Origin of the sequence: Streptomyces sp. MZ04 (assembly GCF_004684775.1) — a bacterium.
In the GTDB taxonomy this organism is placed as follows: Bacteria; Actinomycetota; Actinomycetes; order Streptomycetales; family Streptomycetaceae; genus Streptomyces.
Map to the genome: position 1 here is coordinate 1 of NZ_SRIC01000434.1, position 4966 is coordinate 4966.

The following is a 4966-nucleotide window of genomic DNA, read 5'->3' on the forward strand; positions in this document are numbered from 1 at the left end:
CGCGAAGGCCGCCTCGACAGGCCCCGCGTTGGGACTCGGATGCTTGCCGGCATCGTCACGCCAAGCTCGCAGCGCCCCGGAGGGCGAGTCCCCGGCAGCAGCGGCGAGCAGGGCGGTGAGCCGGGCCCCGGGCCACCCCAGGACGTCATCGAGCCGAGCGGACGCCCACCCGTACCGGAGGTACTTCGCGGACTTGTGCCCGACCATGGCGTCCAGCGTGTTCACGGCCCGGAACCCGACAAGGCCCGGCACCCCGCCCAACGCCCCCCAGACCAGCGCGCCCACGACGGCGTCGGACGTGTTCTCGGCGACGGACTCGACGACGGCCCGCGCGATGCCATCGGCATCCAGTGCCTGCGGATCGCGCCCGCACAGATGCGGCAGCCGCTCCCGCGCCACCTCGATGTCCCCCGCGGCGAGCGCACCGCCGATGGCCCGCGCCTCACGCCCGAGCGAGGTCCCGCCGACCACGGCCCAGGTCGCGGCGGCGGTCAACGCGACGGATCCGGCGCGCGAGTGACGACGTACAAGAGAAGAGGCCAGGGCGGCGGCACCCGCCGCACCCCCGGCGCACACCGCGGCGTGCAGCGCACCCCACCCGCGGTGGTCCCGCCACAGGACACGCTCGACGGCACCCGCCGCACGCCCGAACGCGGCGACCGGATGCCCGCGGCGAGGATCACCGAGGAGCAGGTCACCGAGGAGCCCGGCGGCGGCGCCGTACGCGAAGTCGCGATCGGCACACATGGGTTCAGCCGACCGTGGTGCGAAGGAGAGCGAGGGGTGCGGCCCGGACGGGCAGGGGCACAGGAACCGGCAACGGGCGGCCGCGCATGGCGATATGTCCTCACTCAGGGTGTCCGCGCCCTGGTTCGACGTGATCGGCGGCGAGAGTTCCTGGCTTCCGGGGAGTCAGCTCCCCGGTGACAGTGGCGGGACCGCGCCGGATTCGCACCGGCTTCCTCTCCTGCCGCCGTAATGGCTCCGGCAGTCCACCACGCCCCGCGAACGCCCGTCAACTCGCCGTTGACCTGCGACGGGAGAGTGTGCCAAGGCCCACATACGAAGGTGGGGCGCAAGGCGCCGAAGCGTCCCGCACCCCACCCTGAACTCCGGTCGTCAGGAGACGATCTCCGGTCGTCAGGAGACGATCTCCGGTCGTCAGGCGACGATCAGATAGATCCCGTACGCCACCGCGGCCGCGCACAGCGCGAAGCACAGGTACGCGCCCGCGCGCGCCGCCACCGCGTTGCCGCCCGTGGCGGCAGAGGCGCCGGAGGTGGCCGCCTCGTGCTTGGAGAGGCCGACGATGCCGAGGGTGAACAGGCCCACCAGGGCGACCGTCACCACGAGGCTGACTCCGAAGACGGAGCCGAGCGCTGCCCAGTCGATGTCCATGCTGATCTGTCCTTACACCGTGGCAGGCCGGGCGGGGTCCGCCACGGAGCCGGTCGGGGCCGGGATGGTGGCCTTGACGTGGTCGTCGTCGGTGGCGGCCGTCGCGGCGGCGCCGGTGGGCGGCGGCGTGACGGCGGCGATCGCGGTGGTCACGACACCGGCGGGCTCCTCGTCGGAGCCGTCGATCTCGTCGTCCGCGACGTTCGTGTGGTCGACGGCATTGCGCCGGGAGAGCGCCCAGATGACGGTCGAGCCGCCGATCAGGAGCGCGGCGGTCACCGCGATGCCCCAGGTGCCCTGCTTGGTGAGGAACTCGGCCCCCGCACCGACCAGGCCGGCGGCCGGGAGTGTCAGACCCCAGGCGACGAACATGCGGGTCGCCGTGGACCAGCGGACCACACCGCCCTTGCGGCCGAGGCCCGCGCCCATCACGGCGCCGGAGCAGGACTGCGTGGTGGAGAGCGAGAAGCCGATGTGCGACGAGGCGAGGATGACCGTCGCGGCGCTGGTCTGGGCGGCGAAGCCCTGCTGCGGCTGGAGGTCGGTCAGGCCCTTGCCCATGGTGCGGATGATGCGCCAGCCGCCCAGGTACGTACCGAGCGCGATGGCCACACCGGCCGAGACGATGACCCACAGCGGCGGGTTCGCGCCGGGGTTGAGGACGCCGCCGGTGACCAGGGCGAGCGTGATGATGCCCATGGTCTTCTGCGCGTCGTTCGTGCCGTGCGCCAGCGAGACGAGGCCCGCGGAGGCGATCTGGCCCGCGCGGTAGCCCTTGGCGGTGGCCTTGGTGTCGGTGTTGCGGCCGATCCGGTATGTCAGGCGCGTGGCCGCCATCGCGGCGAGACCCGCCACGAGCGGCGCGGCGAGGGCCGGGAGGAGGATCTTGGTGACGACGGTGCCGCCGTCGATCGACGACCAGCCCATCGACATGACCGCGGCGCCGATGAGGCCGCCGAAGAGTGCGTGGGAGGAACTGGAGGGCAGGCCCACCAGCCAGGTCAGCAGATTCCAGAGGATCGCGCCCACCAGGGCCGCGAATATGACCTCGGTCTTCAGTCCGTCCTCGTTGACGATGCCGCCAGAGATCGTCTTGGCGACTTCGACGGAGAGGAATGCTCCGACGAGGTTCAGCACGGCGGACATGGCCACCGCCGTCTTGGGCTTGAGGGCGCCGGTCGAGATGGTGGTAGCCATCGCGTTGGCTGTGTCGTGGAAACCGTTCGTGAAGTCGAACACGAGAGCGGTAACGATCACGATCCCGAGGAGAAGCGTGATGTGTTCCATTTACCCAGGCTTCTGTTGGACGTCAGTGGCAAGTGGAACGTAGGCAATCTGGGTGAACGGAAAGTGAACTGGGCCGGGCCGTGCGGTGACTCGATGCGGGGCGCCGCCGCTCCGCTTCCGTCGGAATCGTGAAGGAGATCGTCCGGAGCGGCGGCACGAGGCCTGGAATCCGGGCTTCCGAGGGGGCTGACCGCCCTCGGGCTACCCTCGGGCGAACCTCTTCAGCTGGTTCATCGAGCCGTTGAAGAGATTCTGATCACCCGGCAGGCTGCCCTTGTTGTCGTGCTGCCAGAACGTCCAGTACGACCAGCCCTTCGGCAGCGATCCCGCCGACGACGACCAGCGTGCGAGCCACAGTGCGTGGTTCGACGCGAAGGCGCGGCTGCCGCCCGTGCAGTCGTTCCACCACTTCGAGGTCGTGTAGATCACGGGACGCCGCCCCGTCTGCCGCTTCACCTCATTGCTGAAGGACTTGATCCAGTTGACCGTGGCGGTCTTGCCGAGGCCGTAGCACTTCCGTTTGCCGTACGGATTGTGCTCGATGTCGAGCGCGGGCGGCAGCGTCCGGCCGTCCGCCCGCCAGCGTCCGCCGTGGCTCATGAAGTACGCGGCCTGCTTCTTGCCGGACGACTTGCTCGGTACGGCGAAGTGGTACGCCCCGCGGATCACGCCCGCGTTGCGGGAGCCGTTGTACTGCTGCTTGAAGTAGGGGTTGCGGTACGTGTGGGACTCGGTGGCCTTGATGTAGACGAAGCGTGCGCCCTTGCTCTTCGCCTTCTGCCAGTTGACGTTCTTCTGGTGCGACGACACGTCGTGGCCCTTCGGCTTGCCCGCCGCCGAAACCGGAATCTCGGCGAGGGCGGTCCCCCCTAAGGCCAGTGTCGCCACGGAGGCCGCGATGACGCGGGCGCGGCGACGGGACGGTTTGTGATCACGAGCCATATTTCCCCCCAGATGGCGACGTGCATGACAAATCCCCCAGAGGTTACTGGAAGATCACCCGATGCCGGTCGATCGCCAGCCAACCGATGCCAGAGCCCGGCACCGCGCTGCCGGCTGGCAGGATCGCGGCATGACTGAGCAGCGGCAGGACGCGGTGGAACGGGCCTGGGGCGATCTCGTCGCGGCCGCGCGCAGGACCGTCTCGGACGGCCTGGTCGTCGGCACGTCGGGCAACATCTCCGTACGCGTCGGCGGCACGATCCTGGTCACCCCGAGCGGCGTCCCCTACGACCGGCTGACGCCGCGGGACGCGGTCGGCGTCGACCTCGACGGCGTACGGCTCTTCGGCGACCTCGCCCCGACCAGCGAACTGCCGATGCACCTCGCGATCTACCGCAACACCTACGCCGGAGCCGTCGTCCACACCCACGCGGTGCACGCCACGGCCGTCTCCACGCTGCTGCCGGAGCTGCCGCCGATCCACTACATGGCGGCCTCGATGGGCGGCCCGGCCCGCGTCGCCCGGTACGCGCCGTACGGCTCGGACGAGTTGGCCGAGAACATGCTGCACGCCCTGCGCGAGCGCACAGCTTGTCTCCTCCAGAACCACGGAACCATCACATACGGAGACACTCTGGACCAGGCGTACGACCGCACGGCACAGCTGGAGTGGATGTGCCGCCTCTGGCTGACGGCGAGCGCGATCCCGGGCCACGCGCCGACGCTGTTGTCGGGAGGCCAGCTACGGGAAGCGGAGGAACGGCTGCGGGGGTACGGCCAGCCCTGAGGCCACGCCGCCTCGCTCGCGGTCAGACGTTCCGGTGGCTTTCCGGCCCGGGCTGCCTCGTTTGTGGCAGGCGTTCCGGTGGCTTTCCGGCCCGGGCCGCCCCGTGTGTGGGCAGGCGTTCCGGTGGCTTTCCGGCCCGGGCCGCCCCGTGTGTGGGCAGGCGTTCCGGTGGCTTTCCGGCCCGGGCCGCCCCGTGTGTGGGCAGGCGTTCCGGTGGCTTTCCGGCCCGGGCCGCCCCGTGTGTGGGCAGGCGTTCCGGTGGCTTTCCGGCCCGGGCCGCCCCGCGTGCGGGCAGGCGTTCCGGTGGCTTTCCCACCCAGGCCGCCCCGTGTGTGGGCAGGCGTTCCGGTGGCTTTCCCACCCGGGCCGCCCCGCGTGCGGGCAGGCGTTCCGGTGGCTTTCCCACCCAGGCCGCCCCGTGTGTGGGCAGGCGTTCCGGTGGCTTTCCGGCCCGGGCCGCCCCGTGTGTGGGCAGGCGTTCCGGTGGCTTTCCGGCCCGGGCCGCCCCGTGTGTGGGCAGGCGTTCCGGTGGCTTTCCGGCCCGGGCCGCCC

General features: G+C 71.0%; 5 protein-coding genes and 1 riboswitch. Of the genes, 1 reads left to right on the forward strand and 4 read right to left on the reverse strand.

What is annotated here, in order from left to right; all coding sequences use genetic code 11:
* From E2651_RS41180 to E2651_RS41195, 4 genes are all read right to left on the reverse strand, one after another.
* The coding region (locus E2651_RS41180) for a cobalamin biosynthesis protein (protein WP_135336390.1) at nucleotides 1-747 on the reverse strand (747 nt) is incomplete at its 3' end.
* Between the two features lie 121 nt (nucleotides 748-868).
* Nucleotides 869-1004: riboswitch (cobalamin riboswitch) on the reverse strand.
* 157 nt (nucleotides 1005-1161) lie between these two features.
* Nucleotides 1162-1398: a hypothetical protein gene (locus E2651_RS41185; protein WP_135336391.1), complete on the reverse strand. Its 237-nt coding sequence runs from the start codon at nucleotides 1396-1398 to the stop codon at nucleotides 1162-1164.
* A 12-nt stretch (nucleotides 1399-1410) separates the two neighbouring features.
* Complete coding sequence (locus tag E2651_RS41190; protein WP_135336392.1) at nucleotides 1411-2685, reverse strand: inorganic phosphate transporter; 1275 nt, start codon at nucleotides 2683-2685, stop codon at nucleotides 1411-1413.
* Nucleotides 2686-2886: 201 nt separating this feature from the next.
* Nucleotides 2887-3627: a lysozyme gene (locus E2651_RS41195; RefSeq protein WP_135336393.1), complete on the reverse strand. Its 741-nt coding sequence runs from the start codon at nucleotides 3625-3627 to the stop codon at nucleotides 2887-2889.
* Nucleotides 3628-3757: 130 nt separating this feature from the next.
* Between E2651_RS41195 and E2651_RS41200 the strand changes: the two genes are divergently transcribed.
* Nucleotides 3758-4414, forward strand: a complete 657-nt coding sequence (locus E2651_RS41200) for a class II aldolase/adducin family protein (RefSeq protein WP_209446380.1) — start codon at nucleotides 3758-3760, stop codon at nucleotides 4412-4414.
* The last annotated feature ends 552 nt before the right edge of the window (nucleotides 4415-4966 follow it).